This window comes from Citrobacter sp. ANG330 (assembly GCF_047467925.1).
GTDB classification, from domain to species: Bacteria; Pseudomonadota; Gammaproteobacteria; order Enterobacterales; family Enterobacteriaceae; genus Citrobacter_A; species Citrobacter_A amalonaticus_G.
The window spans coordinates 367,130-382,376 of record NZ_JASJUI010000001.1 but is presented as its reverse complement, the minus strand read 5'-3'; the positions used below and the strand labels follow the sequence as shown (position 1 = coordinate 382,376).

The window sequence follows — 15,247 nt, the reverse complement described above, 5'->3', positions numbered from 1 at the left end:
CGCTCCTCACACCTCTATTAAGGTAATCCCAATGAAGAAAATCGTACTCGCCATTATCGCGGGCGCTTCGCTGTGCGCGCTGTCTGCCTGTTCCACCTATACCGAGGCAACTGGTACTAACGGTACCACTGTGAAGCGCGTCGCTATCGCACCGGGAACCAGTATCACTACGCCGAATGGCTGTATTAATTCTGCTGGTGGTTCGTGTGAACAGCAGTCAACGACCGCAGAGACTGAGTAATTATTACAGAGCGTCATTGCGATGGCGCTCGATAGTGAGTTATTACGTTAAGAGTTGAGAGTAAAGGTGAGGGCAAAGGTTATCAGTTGGTTAAAAATGATCTTTGATCCCTCTGCTCCAACATTTTTGAGATGCTCTGTGAAGGTTTTCCCAACATTAGGCTTAAGGTTATCAGGAACTTTTTTCAGACACTCAAGCCCTTTCACAGTAAGCACAGCGTTATAAAAATAGTTTTCTGAAATGGCACTTGCATTTAGCAGGCCGGCTTCCTTAAGTCGCTCAATAGATTCTGCAATAAATCTTTTTTCTCTACTTCTTTTTGCCCATGCAGTAACAGGGCAATCCGGCTCATCAAGGTTAACGATGTAGTTATAGGTATCTAACCTGGTCGGCTCAGGGTAGGCATCGTATAAATTTGCCAGCACCAATCCAGCAATTGTATTAAATTTTTCAATATTTGGCTGAGACATCTTAATTTCCCTGTAAAAATGGAAATTTTACCGAGCTATCTCTAATCCTTTGTCTCAAATCGTGTGGCGGTAAAGTAATCAGCACCCAGCCAGAGCTGCGTAGTGATTATTGAGAGGACATATCGAAGGGACGCAAGTTGCCCATGCCACGCCCACCAGAGGCACCGGCCCGACGACCGGATCCGCCACCACCTAAGTGATAACAATTATCAATTTATAAAGGTACTTCCCGAGGGGGTGGCACCGTGGGGGCCAACGCACCGCAGCTTTCGCGTTGTGCGTGGAACTTTGGATCTGACTTTCTTCTTCTTCCGTTAACATTTTGATTATCAATATGAAAATACAAATTCAAGAAGAAAGTAAGCCATGTTTTTTATTTTAACTATTTGATTTTTAATGGATTGTTGTTTTCTTCTTGGAGGGTAAATGAGTGAGATTGTTGGCATTAAGGCTAATCGTGCTGAACTTTCCAGTATTTGGGGGGTATCTCTCCCGACAATCACCAGTTGGATTAATGCCGGTTGCCCTTACGTTGTAAAGGGAAGCAAGAGCCGGGCGTGGGTGTTTGATACCGCAGCAGTAGCGCAGTGGCGAGAGGATCACAAGGTCAAGGCTGCAACCGGTCAGACCACGTTAACGGAAGACGAACTCAAGCTGAGAAAACTTGAAGCCGAAACAGTGATGGCTGAGCTTGAGTTGGCAAAGGCTCGGGGTGATGTTGCCCCGCTGGAACTAATGTCGGGAATGATGAGTCATGTGTTTGCTCAGGTTCGCGCTGGTATCCGCAATTTACCGACTCGCTGCGTTTCACAACTGATTGGCGAATCAGATCCCCGCAAATTCAAGCAGGTGATGCTGATGGAGATCGATATCGTTCTGGAGGAACTGGCTAAAGCTGATTTAACGGACGGTTATACGGAAGGTGACAGCAATGGAGGTGACGGCGACCCGCAATAACCAATCGCAATTTTACAACCTCGATGCCGTAGCTCTTGCTGCGCGACCTCCGCTCAAGCACCTGTTGCCTCCCCCCAAATTAAAACCATCGGAGTGGGCTGAGAAGAACGTCAAAATTCCTGCAGGCAACGCCGTTCCCGGCCTGCTGCGTCTGGATAACGCACCGTACCAGCGCGAACCCATGGACATGGCCGTTAACCCGGACTGCTACCGCATCACGCTGATGTGGGGCGCGCAGGTTGGCAAGACCATGCTGGCGCTCTGTATTCAGGGTTATCACATCGCCGCCGAGCCGGCGAGTCAGATGATGATGCAACCGAGCCAGGACGATTTGCGCACCTGGCTGGAAACCAAATTTAACCCCATGGCCGAAGAGTGCACGCAGATTAGCGGCGTGCTGGCGAAACCACGCGGACGCGATGGGGTGAACAACCAGAAGATGAAATCCTACCCCGGCGGCTTCCTGATGTTCGCCTGGGCAGGCTCGCCGAAAACCATGCGTGGGCGCTCGGCGCCGAAAATTGTTTGTGATGAAGTTGACGGCTATTTACGTACGGTCGAGGGGCATCCTGTCGGCCTGCTTTGGCAGCGTTCTGCAACGTTTGGCGACCAGCGTTTTCTGGTCGAAATCAGCACTCCAACGATTAAAGGCGCATCGTATATCGAGAGCGCTTACGAGATGGGCGATCAGCGTCATTTCTTCGTCTGCTGCCCGCATTGTGACGAGCATGTGACGATTGAATGGGAGAATGTCCGCTGGGATGGCCAGCGCGAAACCCACGAAGAAACGCTGGTGGCCATCGATGAGCAAAAGCCTGACACCGCTCATCTGTATTGCCCGTCATGCGGCTGCCAGTGGAGCGAGGGGGAGCGTATTACCGCTATCCGCCAGGCTGAATCAAAAGGTGCGGGCTGGAAAGCGCTCCGACCGTTTGACGGTCACGCCAGTTACCACCTCAACGAATTCTATAGTGTCTTCCGCACCGTACCGGCAATCGTCCGTGATTACCTGGACAAGTTACGTACCGGCGATCTGCAGACGTTTACCAACGTCAGCCTGGCCCGAACGTGGGAAGAGGCGGCAGAAGAAATTGATCCGGATAGCCTGATGGCCCGGCGCGAAGAATATTCCGCTGCTGCACCGTTGGGGGTTCTCTATATCACCGCCGGCATCGATATGCAGCCCGATCGCCTTGAGGTTGAAATTGTGGGCTGGGGCGTGGGTGAAGAGTCATGGTCTCTCGGTTACGTTGTCATATGGGGCGACCCCATGATGCCTGACCCCTGGAATGATTTAGACGATCTTCTCGCTGAAACGTGGGAGCACGAATCAGGCGCTGTTCTGCCTGTTAGTGCGGCGTGTCTCGATACGGGCGGTAACAAAGGTTATACGCAGGCCGCATACGACTACGCCGCCGGGCGCACCGGGAGGCGTCTTTTTGCCATCAAAGGTGTTGCAGGCTGGGACCGCCCCGTTGTGGGCAAAGCTCAGCGAAAACAATCCGGGAGAAAACGCAGAAATGTGGACCTGTTCCTGGTTGGCGTGGATCAAGTCAAGCTGGTGGTTTCCCGCCGGCTGCAGCTGACCGTTCCCGGTCCGGGATATTGCCATTTTCCCGCAGATCGTGAAGCGGAGTGGTTCCAGCAGCTAACCGCGGAAAAACTCACATTGCACTACGTGAAAGGGTTCGCTGTTCGGCAGTGGAAGAAACCAGATAAGGCGCGAAATGAAGCGCTGGACTGTCGTGGTTATGCCTATGCAGCGCTGAAGATTATGTCACCTTCCTTTAAGCAACTCGCGAAGCGCCTGAAGATAGAGGGCAGCGAAAAAATACCCGATCGCCGCGTGCGGCTGCCGGCTGCAAAAATCACTATCCCGGAACCGGAAGAAGTTACTGAACCGGCCGAGAAGTCAGGCGTACCGGAAAACGCACCTGCCACCGTTGAGGTAAGGATCAGGAAAAGTCACTCACTCGATAAACAAATAAAAACCCGCAAAGCGGGACGGGGAAGAAATGGGCGTTAATTTTATCCCGACCGTTATTACGGCCGGTCTCACCTTCAAAATAAAACTGAGCTTCGATAACTTCCCGGCATCCAGCTGGCAGGGAACGTTAATGTTGCGGGGTCCATCCACTATCAATATTCAGGCAACGGCTTGCGGAGACAGCTTTATTTTTTACGCTGAAGCCGCCACGACCGCAGCCTGGAAGCCAGGCGACTATTGGTTCGCCGTGCGCGGTAGTAGCGGAGATGATGTCATTGAAATGCGCAAGGGTGAGATAGCCATTGCGCCAGATATCGCGAATGTCCCCACCGGTTTTGATGGCCGGACATATGCCGAGCGCGTGCTCGAGGCGATTGATGCTGTTATCGAAAAACGCGCATCGATGGACCAGCAAAGTTACCGAATTAATGATCGCGAACTGAGCCGAACACCGATTGCTGACCTGCTGGCCCTGCGTAATCAGTTCCGCGCCGAGGTGAACCGGGAGAAGTCCCGGCGGCTCGGTAAAAACCCATTTAACCGCAGAATCATGATGGTGATGAAATGAAGTGGCCATTCAGTTTTGGTGCACGTGCGGCTGCGCCTCCTGATCCGGTACCGGCAACAAAACCCACCAGCAGACGCCGCCCGTCAACGTCAAAGCGCGCGCTGGGTGCTGCCTTTATCGATGCCGGTGAAACCGATCGATTTACAACCGGCTGGAGTACGCAGCCGGTGTCTGCTGACTGGATTGTCGAGCGCTTTCTCTTGTCGCTGGTGGCCCGCTCCCGGCAGCAGGTCGCTGGTAACGGCTATGCGCGAAAGTACATCAAATTATGCACAAACAATATCTCTGGCCCTGACGGTATCCGTCTGCAGGCGAAGGTACGCACGCGGAAGGGGGCGCTTGACCAGCAGGCAAACGCTGCGCTGGAAACAGCATTCCAGGCGTGGGGCGACCGTCGTAATTGCGATATTCGCGGGCGGTTATCATGGCGCGGTATTCAGGCGGCATGTGTTGAAAGTGCGGCTAAAGATGGTGAGTTCTTTGTCCGAATGGTGTGGGGGGCTGATGCCGGGCCGTGGGGATTTGCCCTACAGGTAATCGATCCTATGCGTTGTCCGGTCAACATGAAGCGGTCCGGTCTCCCCGGCGGCGGATTTATCCGCCAGGGGATAGAGTTCAACGCTTACGGGCGCGCCGTTGCGTACTACTTCAGCACGATGGATAACGCAACGGATAACTATCAATACAACGGGCAGGACTATTTGCGCGTGCCGGCGGAGGAGATTATTCATGGCTTCGTCGAAGAGATGGCAAATCAGCGCCGTGGACTGCCCTGGCTGTCCAGCGTGCTCTATCGTCTGCGCCAGCTCGACGGTATGGAAACGACGGCGCTGATTAACGCTCGAGCCAGCGCCGGCAAAATGGCGTTTGCAAAATATGCTGAGGGTTATACCCCTGACACTGACGAACCTGAAGAGATCCTCGTTGATGGCGGTCCTGGTGAGATACCCATTCTTCCTGAAGGTGTGGATATCGCCTCCTGGGATCCTCAATACCCGAACGGGGAATTTGCATCCTTCACCAAACAAATGCTGCAGGGTGCGGCCTCCGGCCTTGGTGTTTCATATCCCTCGCTCGCCAGTGATTTGGAGGGCGTTAATTTCTCCAGTATTCGCCAGGGCGTACTCGAGGAGCGTGAACGCTGGAAAGAACTGCAGGAATGGTTCACCGAGAACTTACTCACCCCCGTATACGAGGCGTGGTTGCGCCGGGCGCTGCTCACTGGCCGTGTCGTCAATAAAAAAGGGCGCCCGTTACCAGCAGAAAGACTCGCATCCTACCTCTCTGTTAAGTGGCAGGCGCGCCGCTGGTCATGGGTAGATCCCCGCGCCGATGCCGATGCCCAGCAGAGTTCAAAAAACAATCTACTTACCTCTCCGTCACGCATCATTCGTGAGGCAGGTGGAGACCCAGAGGCCATCTATCGCGAAACGGCCGCCGACGTTCGGCAGCAAATTGAAGCGCTGGTGGCTGAGGGGATTAGCCGGGAGACGGCGGAAAAACTGGTCATGCAGAGTATGGGCATGGACAAACACCTCCTGACAGGAAAAGACAATGGAGAAACAGATGGCGACCCCGCCACTACAGCCAAAACCGAATAATCCCGACCGAACCCCAGAATGGCTTGGTCGTTCTTTTACCCGTAGTGCCCCCCCCCAGCAACTTCCCGACTTCAACAAAGAACCACCCACCCGCCAGATGCCAATGGAGATCCGCAATGTGGATCTCGAAGCACGCACGGTAGAGCTGGCTTTTTCGTCTGAGGCCGAAGTGCCGCGCTGGTACGGTATCGAAATTCTTGATCATTCCCCCGCCAGCGTCCGAATGGACAGGCTGAACAATGGTGCATCGTTACTGATGGACCATAACTGGGAGGATCAGATTGGCGTAGTTATTTCATCGACTATTGATGCTGACCGCGTAGGGCGTGCGGTAGTGAAGTTCAGCCGCAGCGCCCGGGCGAGTGAAATCCTCCAGGACGTAGCGGACAAAATCCGCACCAAAATTTCAGTCGGTTATCGAGTCCTGAGCGCTCAACTGGATGAAACCCGTGATGGTGATACCCACGTCTACCGCGTCACAGACTGGGAACCCTATGAAATCTCGTTTGTGAGCGTACCTGCTGATGACACCGTCGGCGTAGATCGTGATGCGAGCAACACCTCAAATAAAAACCAACTGCCGAAACCCGGCAATGAAAATAAGGCAAGAACAATGAAGGAAAAAACTCTTCGCGATAACGCCGGCAATCTGGTCCGCGCAATGGTAGATGAAGCAGGAAATATTACCCAGGTGCTGGAGGTTATCGAGAGCGCCAGTGATGAAGCGCGCAACGCTGAAAAACGCGGCATTGAGGCGGAAAAAGCTCGCGTTCGCTCTATCGGCGAAATGGCCGAGGCATATGATGCACGTGATCTGGGCATGACAGCTATCACCGAAGGGACCACAGCCGAAGAATTTCAGCGCCAGTTGCTGGAACACATCAATATTCGCTCGAAGGGCGGCAAGCCGGAACCGGCTAAACCGGCAGATCATCAACGCGACGGTAACAAGCCTCTGGATGATGCCGGCGCGCGCGATAACGGCATCGGTATGAGCGAGGACGAGATCCGTCGTTATTCCATTTTTAACCTGGTCCGCGCGCTGGCTAATCCGCTCGATCGTCGCGCCCGCGAAGCGGCTGAATTTGAAATCGAATGCAGCTATACCGCAGAGAAACAGTACGGCCGCACCGCGCAGGGCTTCATCGTCCCGGAAGATGTCCTGCGTAACTTCAGCAAGCGCTCGTTTAGCACTACTGCTGGCGGTGGCAACATTGTTGCAACTGAACTGCTGGCCGGCTCGTTTATCGATATGTTGCGCCCACGCTCAACCATCATGCAGCTGGCGCACTCCATGGGCGGTCTGGTTGGGAATGTGGATATCCCGAAACAAACCGGCGGAGCGACCGCGTACTGGGTTGGTGAAGGCGCGGACACGACGGAAGGCGATCCAGTTACCGGTCAGGTGACGTTGGCGCCGCACACGGTAGGTGCGTACACCGATATCACCCGCAAACTGCTCCAGCAGTCCACTCCGGACGCTGAAATGCTGGTACGTAATGATCTGCTGGCAGCGGTGGGGCTGGCGATTGACCTGGCGGGTTACTACGGTACCGGCGCGAGCAATCAGCCAACGGGTATCTCCAAAACCACCGGGGTTAACGCTGTTGCCTTTTCCGCCTCCAGTCCGACTTATCAGGAGCTGGTGGCGATGGAAACCGCCATTGCAACGGATAACGCCGATGTCGCTGGTATGGCCTATGTCGTGAATGCCGGAATGCGTGGTTACGCCAAAAGCACGCTGAAATTCGCTACTGGGGGCGTACCTGGCACCATTTGGGAGCCTGGCAACCAGATTAACGGCTACGGTGCGCAGGTAACTAACCAGATCACTGACGGTGATGTTTTCTTCGGGAATTTCAGTGATTTGATTGTTGGGATGTGGGGTGGCCTGGATCTGAACGTCGATGATAAATCTCTGAGTAAATCAGGCGGGCTGCGCCTGGTTGTTCTGCAGGATATCGATTTCGCTGTCCGTCACGCAGAATCCTTCTGTGTTGGTCGCTACACCGCCCCGGACGCGTAATATCTACGGGCCGCTAGTGCGGCCCGCTTCACATGATGGAGTAATGAAGCAATGCGAATTAAAAAGCCTGAAATTTATCGTGGCGTTGTCACCAAAATTTTCATGATTGACGGTGAAATTGCCGAGCCTGGCGATATTGTCGAATTATCGAAATCTGAGTATGGCAGCCTGAAGTATAACGAAAAAATCCGCGACCTCACCGCCGACGAACTGGCGGCTGTGGAGTCGACTGAACAGGTAGAAGGCCAACCCGAAGTAGTGTCTTGCCAGGCTGGTACCTCATATGCGGATAGCGATAAAAAGGGTAAAAAATAATGCCAGCGCCAGCGTGGGAAGACCTCACCGCGTTTTTTGATACTGACGATGACGGCGGTTTTGCCGTGGTGGCCAGCCTGACGCTGGCGGACGGTACGAAACGCGATATCAACGTTATTTATGACGAGCCGTTCTCCCGGACGAGAATGGACGGCGGCGGCGAAATTGATGGTGATGATTATGTGTTTACCGCACCGGATACCGATATCACCGGCCTGAGTAAAAAATGTGCCGTATCGGTTGCCGGCAAAACGCTGTACGTGCTGGCCATCGAGCAGGATGGTACCGGCGTAAGCCGTGTTTATCTGGCCCCGTATCAGGCCTCCCAGCTCGACCGCCGGGGGACCCGGCTATGAGTGGTTTCTATGTTGATGCCAGCGAGTTTGACGCGCTCCGCGCCGCGCTGGGCGCAACGGAGGAGCAATGCAAGGCAGCGTATAACAAAGCCGTCAGACAGACCGCAGCGAAGCTAGAGCGTCTGGCGCGCGCCACCATGATTTCGGGGACGGGTGTCAAGGGGCGGCATATTGTCCGGGGCCGTGTCCATGTATTCGTCAGTAAAGGAAAGGGCGATAAACCCGGCGGCGGCAAAATCTGGTTCGGGCTGGATAGCCTCCCGGTGAGCTCGTTGCGAGGCAAAATTAAACCCCAGAGCCGGCGAAAGCCGAAGCGCGGATCTGATGGTCGGTTTATTAAAGGCCGTGGCGCAGCTGGCGCAGCTGGCGCATCATTCACGCCACAGGCCGCCGATATTCCCCCGCTATCATTCCCGAATTCTTTTGTCGCTAAGCGCGACGGCCGCCGCACCATCTGGGTCCGAAATACGGATGGCCGTGTTAATGAGGCGCGGGTACCCATTTACGAGCCGATGTTAGGCCAGATTGATTCTGATGTGTTTGTCGGTGCCGGCGACATGCTGCTGGATTATTTTTCAAAAGACCTGCGCGGGCGCGTGGCGGGAGGTGTTAAGTGAACGGCGTTCAATGGCTCGATGATTACCAGGATGCGGTTGTTGCCAGATTGCTCGAGATCCCCTGGGTGGTGACCGCCGGCCTTTATCCTGATATTCCCGCCGGCTTTGCGTCACCGGCGGTATTCTTCAATGTTGCGTCATGGGAGCGAGCAGAGCGAGAGCTGGGCGGCAATGTTACCCTGAATCTGACGTGTGAAATCTATATTCTGCGCAGCTTTATGGCAGGTGAAATTAATCAAGAAGAGGGTGATCCTGAAGTTCTGGTACGTAATGCCGCGTTGAAAATGTCCGACTGGATCCATGGCCGGCAATTTGGTCCATGCATGGCTCCGGCGGTGATGGTGTCAGCCGAGCCAGTGCAATGGGCCGATAACGATAAGAGCACGTATGCCAGCTGGGCTATCACGTTTAACCAGTTGCTGGCCGTCGGTACCGATCCGTTTGAGGTTGCCGGCAATCCGACCGCGAAAGAGTTCTGGTTCGGTATCTTCCCGAATATCGGACCGAAGCATAAGGACGATTATGAGCTGGTGGCCAGCGCGAAGGAGGGCGATTAATGTCACTTTACCGCGGCTGCTCCCTGATGCTGAACGGCTTCGACGTTCCCAACATGGTGAACTACATCCCGCCGGAAATTGCGACCGAAACCCGCTGGTTTAAAGCCGGTGCGATGAACGCGCCGGTACCGGTGGACTGTGGTACAAAAGCGATGACAGCGACCTATAAATGTGTCGGCATGGATTACGGTTCGATCCTGCTGTTTGGCGCAATTCCAGGCATCCGGGCGAGGCTGTCAGTCCGGCGCGCCTATCGTGGCGTGCTTAACGATTCTGGGGTCACTTATCTCGATGAAGAGGTGGAAGGGATGATCACATCGGTGAAAGCGGACGACCAGGGGAGCGACAATAAAGCCGAAGTCGGGCAATTAATCGCGGTCTCCGCGTCGTACTACAGAGTTTCTACAAATCTGGGTGTGCCGCTGCTTGAAATTAGCCCGATCCACGGTTTGAGAAAAATTCTCGGTATTAATGTGCTGGGCATACCTAACAATATTCTGAACCTGATTCTATGAAAATTGACCCGCTGGCGCTGATTGGCGCGAACCTGCGCGACCAGGTGGAAAACTATCTCGATCAGCTCCCACCGCTGATGATGTGGGGCGACTTCATCTTTCAGCTCGATACGATGGCCTACAAGCAATTAACAACGCAAGAGTCGTGGAACTGGGCGGCTCAATCCCGTTTCGGGCGTGCAGACCGTTTGCAATATACCGGTAAAAAACGCCCAACCATCAAATTCGATTGCGAGATCTACGCACACCTGGTTAATCAGACGATTCTTACGATGGTCCTGAAAAAGCAGGGTGTGGTAAATGAAGTTGTCGTGAATCCGATTACAGCGCTACGCCTACAGGCAAACAGCAAAATTCCCCAGATGCTGGTAACTGGCGCGGGTGAGGTGAAAGGATTCTGGGTAATGACAGATATGAGCCGGACCATTGATGAGTTTAAGCTCAATAGCGAGGCAAAGCACCAGAACGTGGCTCTGACGCTACAGCATTACGGCGCGCGTCTTGAGCAGGATCAGGCGGTACCGGATACCGTTTCCCTGGGATTCACCACCAAAGGCTCAAAAATCAAATCCGCCTGGGCGGAAATGAAGTCGTTTATTGAGGAGCATTCCTGATGGCCGACAGCCTGCTTTATCAGGTGTCAGCGCTCCAGCAGCAGGTCAGAAACATGGTTAAGCGTGGCTCGATTCATAGCGTACAAGCTGCGCCACCGCGCTGCCGTGTTACGTTCGGGAAAGACCCAGTGAACGGTGATGAACACGTTTCCGATTGGTTGTTGTGGTGGGCTGCATCGGATAGTGAAAAAACTACCTGGAATATGCCGGCAGTTGGTGCGCCAGTGATCGTCTTCAGCGAGGGCGGCGTGCTAAAAAATGGCATTGTTTACCCGCTGGGCATCACAGATAACCAGACTGCCGCCGGCAGCACGGCGACCGAGCATGTGACGAAATACAGCGATGGCGCCAGTGTTTCTTATGATACATCAACGCACGCCGCCGCCGTGTCATTACCTGATGGTGGCACCGCCAGTGTCAAGGCGCCGGGAGGCATCACGCTTGATGGCCCGGTGACGATTACCGAGACACTGACCGTTGAGAAAACAGCGGAGGTTAAGGGCGACCTGTCCTCCGGAGGGAATATTTCCGCGACCGGTAATATTTCTGACCAGGGCGATTCCAGCAGCTCGATGGCGAAAATTCGCGAAACCTACAACGAGCACGACCACCAGGAAAACGGGGACGGTGGTGGCACAACGAACCCGCCAAATCAGAAATTCTAACCAACCCGCTCCGGCGGGTTTTTTATGCCTGGAGAACTTCATGCAGGGAATGAACCGCAATACCGGGCAGCCGTTGTCTGGTATCGACCACATTCGGCAATCGGTAAACGATATCCTGACCACGCCACTCGGTAGCCGGGTGATGCTGGAAACGTACGGCAGTGATTTACCTGATCTCGTTGATAACCCTTCCGACACTGTAACCCAGATTCGCATTGTGATGGCTACTGCGGTGGCACTAGCACGTTGGGAGCCGCGTATACGTGTGAACTCTGTAAAAGTTGCGTCGCCAATGCCGGGGAAAATTGCGCTGACAATTTCAGCGACGGATGTGGAGACAGAGCGCACTGTATTACTAGAGGATGTTGGCCTATGAGCGTCATTGATTTATCTCAGTTACCGCCGCCGTCGATCATTGAGATGCCGAAGTTTAAAGACCTGAAGGCCCAGCGCCTGGCGGAACTGCAGGCGCTTGACCCAACGTTTAACGCGCTGGTGGAAAGCGACCCGGCGATGAAGCAGCTGGAAATTCTGGTTTATCGCGAAATGGTCAATATTGCCCGTTTTAACTCGGGTGTACTGGCTGTTCTGGTAGCGTACGCCAAAGGCGCGGATCTTGATCAGTTGGGAGCCAACTTCGACGTTGAACGTCTGGTTGTTACTCCTGCCGACAATACCACAATCCCTCCAACTGCAGCTGTAATGGAATCCGACGACGCGTACCGCCGGCGCATACGTCTGAGTTGGTACGCACTCAATACTGCAGGCTCTATTGAGGCGTACGAGTATTACGCGCTGTCCTCTGACGGCAGCATCCTGGACGCAAAAGCATACGGGCCGCAACAGTGGCCAGACGCAATATCACCTGGTGAAGTCTGGGTGTATCTCCTGGTAAATACGGGAGACGGCACACCCGATCAGGATTTGCTGGATAAGGTCACAGGTATTTTATCTGGTGATTTTGTCCGGCCGCTGACAGATTACGTCACTGTCAAAGCCGCAAAGATAATCCCGTACCAGATTTCTGCCACGCTGGAAGTTGGAGCGGGGCCAAGTGCAGATACTGTGCAACAGGCCTCACTGGAGGCGACGCAAAAATACGCCGACAGCACACACCGTATTGACACTCTGGTATCTATTTCAGGGATATATAAAGGTGCCAAATCGGCAGGCGTTGACGATGTGAAGCTGGATTCACCGACCGCCAATATTGACCCTGGCCCGGGTGCCGCCACCTACTGCACGTCAATCACCTTAGCGGTAGAGCAACCAGACACATCCACTCAAGCGCCCCTGATAGAAGGGAAACTGTCATGAGTTACCCAACATTGCTCCCCCCGAACGCTACAGATCCGGAAAGAGCGCTTGAGCAGGTCATGGCACACATCAGCGATGGACCTGTCGATATCAGAACGGTTAAAAATGCGGAAACCTGCCCCATTGAATTATTGCCCTGGCTTGCCTGGGAAAACGCGATTGCGAACTGGGATACCGACTGGACTGAAGAGCAGCAGCGAGACGTTGTAAAAAATGCCGCGCTGGTGAACAAAACACGCGGTACACCTGGTGCGGTAAAACGTGCGCTGGCCTCTCTCGATGTGGTCACCGACATCGTCGAATGGTTCGAGGATGACCCAAGGGCAGATCCTTACACGTTCCGGGCAACTATCCACGGTAACGACATTACCCAAGACCAAATCGCAGAGGTTAGTGCGCAAATAGCGAGTGTTAAAAACGCCCGCAGCTATCTCACCGGGATACTGATAAACGAGCAAAAGGTATTCGGTAACTATTATATCGGCGGCGCTGTTTACGTCCGCCAGTCCGTGACTATAAAGGCCAAATCCAGAGATGAGTGATTACTACATTCTTATAACCGATGCTGGAGCAGCGCTTGAGGTATCGGCGCACACCAGTGGGACGCCCGTAGAACTGAGCGAGTTCGGGGTCTGTGACGGCGGGGTTGATTTTATCCCTGATCCCACGCAGACCACTTTTGCTAACGAAGAGTATCGCGGGCCGATCAGTTCATTAACGCCCAGTTCTGACGATAGCTCTGCGTTGGTAGCACAGTGCGTCATCCCTGCTAAAAGTGGAGGATATACGATCCGTGGTATCGCGATTTACACATCCGACGGTACGCTGTACGCTACCGGGAATTACGCCAATCAGGATAAACCCGCACCAGACAGCGGATTTGCTGTATCGCTGGAAATTCTGGCTCAACTGGCTGTTTCAGACACAGCAGACGTTACGCTAACCGTTACAGATGCCACGTATCTGACGGAGAGTGAGGCGGATACCCTGTATTTACGGCAGGACAAATACTTAAGCGAAATTGCTTCTGCAGGCAGTTCTGCGCAGTCAGCGGCGCGCGGGTATCTCGGGCTGGGAAACTCCGCCACAAAAGACACCGGCACTGCGGACGGAACTGTAGCCGCTGGAGATGATAGCCGAATAACAGGTGCACTCCAGAGTAGTAAAAACCTGTCCGATTTGGATGACGCCGCAGATAGTAGAAAAAATATGGGCCTGAAAACAGCTGCGGTTCTGGACGTTGTAGAGTCGGATACTGACGTTACAACTGGCCGCGTTCCCGTTGTTGGCTGGTTGGGTATCGGCCTGACAAGCCAGGACTCAAATACCATTGATTTTGACAGTAATAGTTTTATTGCAGGACAGCATCAACTCGTTAATATGAGCGAAAGTAAAAATGTTCCTGCAGCTATTACTAATTATCTGGATGGAATTGCGTATCTTACTTTTTACACTTTGGCGGCGGATTTTAACTCAGGAGACAACTGTCAGCAGTGCGTTTTATTTGCGTCAGCATATGGAGCTTACAATACAAGTAAACCCATGGTGCTGCTCTGTCGAGATGCTGACGGCGCGTGGACGGGGCAGTCATTTTACAGTACGTCATACGCCCCTCCTGCAACGGATTTATCCGGGTATCAAAAACTGAATACTGCGTCGCTGGGTGCTCGTAGCTGGTTCCACGATACCAGTACAGGTTTTATTATCCAGACGGCGACAGATTCAGTGTGGCAGGGTAGTTCTTTCAGTTATCCAATCGCGTTTCCAAATACACGTGTCGTTATAAGTGGTACAAACAGAACTACCGCTGAATTTAAAATAGATCCGGGTGTTGTCGGTTTTTACGATATAACAGAAACTGGGGCGTCACTATCCGCTGACAACGGTTCGATTGCGGTAGGTGTTGATTGGATTGCAACTGGAGGCACTGCTCCGGCTGCGGCGAAATCACTGCTTGAGTTGCCGGAATTGACGTCGCAATACTACTACTCGGCAGCAAATAACGCGTTTTATGCAGCGAAGCTATACGCTGATTATATCTATTTCAATACGTGGCCCGATGATGCCATTTCGGTTGATGATTCTGTTTTTGCGGAGTTTGCAGCCAGCTCCGCACCTGACGGCAAATATCGCGTAGCGGGTGATGACGGTATGCCGACGTGGAGTGATATCCCCGCGCCGACTCAGGAACAAGTAGTTGCCAGTAATATGCGAACTTACAACCGTCTCTTGCGCGCGTGTATTGATGCCGCGTTCCCGTTGCAATCTGCTGTTGCGCTCGGCATAGCTACAGTAGAACAGCAATCAGCGCTGGCGGAGTTGCAACAGTACGCTGTTGAACTGACTGACCCGGCAATCGTCGATTTAACTCAATCTCCGGTATTGTGGCCCACGCCGCCCGTCTAAGTTAACAGCCCACCGCGAGTGGGCTTTCTTATATC

18 protein-coding genes are annotated in these 15,247 nt (G+C 53.6%); 17 read left to right on the top strand and 1 reads right to left on the bottom strand.

The annotated features are described in order from the left end of the window. The first annotated feature begins 31 nt into the window (after nt 1–31). Nucleotides 32–241, top strand: a complete 210-nt coding sequence (locus QNN88_RS01860; protein WP_414238722.1) for a hypothetical protein — start codon at nt 32–34, stop codon at nt 239–241. Between the two features lie 47 nt (nt 242–288). Here the strand turns inward: QNN88_RS01860 and QNN88_RS01855 are convergent, their stop codons facing one another. Then, on the bottom strand, nt 289–711 hold the full coding sequence (locus tag QNN88_RS01855; protein ID WP_414238721.1) for a hypothetical protein: 423 nt from the start codon (nt 709–711) through the stop codon (nt 289–291). 426 nt (nt 712–1,137) lie between these two features. Between QNN88_RS01855 and QNN88_RS01850 the strand changes: the two genes are divergently transcribed. Genes QNN88_RS01850 through QNN88_RS01775 form a run of 16 tightly spaced genes read left to right on the top strand, consistent with a single transcriptional unit; the run spans nt 1,138 to nt 15,212 of the window. Then, nucleotides 1,138–1,668, top strand: coding sequence for a terminase small subunit (locus QNN88_RS01850; protein WP_414238720.1), 531 nt, complete (start codon nt 1,138–1,140; stop codon nt 1,666–1,668). Continuing rightward, nucleotides 1,643–3,694 carry a phage terminase large subunit family protein gene (locus tag QNN88_RS01845; protein ID WP_414238719.1) on the top strand — a complete coding sequence of 684 codons (2,052 nt, stop codon included), beginning with the start codon at nt 1,643–1,645 and terminating at the stop codon, nt 3,692–3,694. The genes QNN88_RS01850 and QNN88_RS01845 overlap by 26 nt, the downstream gene beginning before the upstream one ends. Next, a complete protein-coding gene (locus tag QNN88_RS01840) occupies nt 3,684–4,223 on the top strand; it encodes a hypothetical protein (RefSeq protein ID WP_414238718.1) in 540 nt (179 codons plus the stop codon). Before QNN88_RS01845 ends, QNN88_RS01840 begins: the two co-directional genes overlap by 11 nt. Beyond that, nucleotides 4,220–5,824, top strand: a complete 1,605-nt coding sequence (locus tag QNN88_RS01835; protein WP_414238717.1) for a phage portal protein — start codon at nt 4,220–4,222, stop codon at nt 5,822–5,824. The genes QNN88_RS01840 and QNN88_RS01835 overlap by 4 nt, the downstream gene beginning before the upstream one ends. Then, on the top strand, nt 5,778–7,850 hold the full coding sequence (locus QNN88_RS01830; RefSeq protein ID WP_414238716.1) for a phage major capsid protein: 2,073 nt from the start codon (nt 5,778–5,780) through the stop codon (nt 7,848–7,850). Before QNN88_RS01835 ends, QNN88_RS01830 begins: the two co-directional genes overlap by 47 nt. Nucleotides 7,851–7,901: 51 nt before the next feature. Further along, nucleotides 7,902–8,165 (top strand): hypothetical protein, encoded by a 264-nt coding sequence (locus QNN88_RS01825; RefSeq protein WP_414238715.1) that lies wholly within the window; start codon nt 7,902–7,904, stop codon nt 8,163–8,165. Then, nucleotides 8,165–8,521 (top strand): hypothetical protein, encoded by a 357-nt coding sequence (locus tag QNN88_RS01820; protein WP_414238714.1) that lies wholly within the window; start codon nt 8,165–8,167, stop codon nt 8,519–8,521. Before QNN88_RS01825 ends, QNN88_RS01820 begins: the two co-directional genes overlap by 1 nt. Beyond that, entirely contained in the window at nt 8,518–9,138 is a 621-nt protein-coding gene (locus tag QNN88_RS01815; protein WP_414238713.1) for a hypothetical protein, read from the top strand. Before QNN88_RS01820 ends, QNN88_RS01815 begins: the two co-directional genes overlap by 4 nt. Continuing rightward, a complete protein-coding gene (locus QNN88_RS01810) occupies nt 9,135–9,695 on the top strand; it encodes a hypothetical protein (protein WP_414238712.1) in 561 nt (186 codons plus the stop codon). Before QNN88_RS01815 ends, QNN88_RS01810 begins: the two co-directional genes overlap by 4 nt. Then, nucleotides 9,695–10,210 carry a phage major tail tube protein gene (locus tag QNN88_RS01805; RefSeq protein WP_414238711.1) on the top strand — a complete coding sequence of 172 codons (516 nt, stop codon included), beginning with the start codon at nt 9,695–9,697 and terminating at the stop codon, nt 10,208–10,210. The genes QNN88_RS01810 and QNN88_RS01805 overlap by 1 nt, the downstream gene beginning before the upstream one ends. Then, nucleotides 10,207–10,824: a phage tail protein gene (locus QNN88_RS01800; RefSeq protein WP_414238710.1), complete on the top strand. Its 618-nt coding sequence runs from the start codon at nt 10,207–10,209 to the stop codon at nt 10,822–10,824. Before QNN88_RS01805 ends, QNN88_RS01800 begins: the two co-directional genes overlap by 4 nt. After that, nucleotides 10,824–11,489: a phage baseplate assembly protein V gene (locus QNN88_RS01795; protein ID WP_414238709.1), complete on the top strand. Its 666-nt coding sequence runs from the start codon at nt 10,824–10,826 to the stop codon at nt 11,487–11,489. The genes QNN88_RS01800 and QNN88_RS01795 overlap by 1 nt, the downstream gene beginning before the upstream one ends. Then, nucleotides 11,452–11,865: a GPW/gp25 family protein gene (locus QNN88_RS01790; protein ID WP_414238708.1), complete on the top strand. Its 414-nt coding sequence runs from the start codon at nt 11,452–11,454 to the stop codon at nt 11,863–11,865. Before QNN88_RS01795 ends, QNN88_RS01790 begins: the two co-directional genes overlap by 38 nt. Then, nucleotides 11,862–12,806: a baseplate J/gp47 family protein gene (locus QNN88_RS01785; RefSeq protein WP_414238707.1), complete on the top strand. Its 945-nt coding sequence runs from the start codon at nt 11,862–11,864 to the stop codon at nt 12,804–12,806. Before QNN88_RS01790 ends, QNN88_RS01785 begins: the two co-directional genes overlap by 4 nt. Further along, the gene (locus QNN88_RS01780) at nt 12,803–13,348 is read left to right on the top strand and encodes a phage tail protein I (RefSeq protein ID WP_414238706.1); all 546 of its coding nucleotides are present in this window, start codon (nt 12,803–12,805) and stop codon (nt 13,346–13,348) included. The genes QNN88_RS01785 and QNN88_RS01780 overlap by 4 nt, the downstream gene beginning before the upstream one ends. After that, complete coding sequence (locus QNN88_RS01775; protein ID WP_414238705.1) at nt 13,341–15,212, top strand: phage tail protein; 1,872 nt, start codon at nt 13,341–13,343, stop codon at nt 15,210–15,212. Before QNN88_RS01780 ends, QNN88_RS01775 begins: the two co-directional genes overlap by 8 nt. The last annotated feature ends 35 nt before the right edge of the window (nt 15,213–15,247 follow it).